Source organism: Mycobacterium syngnathidarum (assembly GCF_001942625.1).
GTDB lineage: Bacteria > Actinomycetota > Actinomycetes > Mycobacteriales > Mycobacteriaceae > Mycobacterium > Mycobacterium syngnathidarum.
Window position 1 is genome coordinate 1 of record NZ_MLCL01000066.1, and the last position, 254, is coordinate 254.

1 pseudogene is annotated in these 254 nt (G+C 63.4%); it reads left to right on the forward strand.

Annotation, left to right across the window (positions count from 1 at the left end):
* Positions 1–126: pseudogene (locus BKG60_RS18100) on the forward strand (enoyl-CoA hydratase-related protein); the annotation flags it as partial.
* Positions 127–254: the final 128 nt, after the last annotated feature.

The window sequence follows — 254 nt, forward strand, 5'->3', positions numbered from 1 at the left end:
TCCGAGCGCGCATCCTTCGCCGAGAGCTTCGTGCAGCTCGGCCTCATCCCGGGCGATGGCGGCACCTGGTTCCTCCCTCGCGCCATCGGCTACGCCCGCGCCGCCGAACTGACGTTCACCGGCGAACCCTGAGTTAGGACATTTGGCTTAGTAAGCCACTTTGATGCCGAGGCCGGCCAAGATCTCACGTTGGGGTTCTGGGATTTCTGGTGGGAAGGCCTGGCTGGCATCGTTGATGACGATGGTCGCTGAGC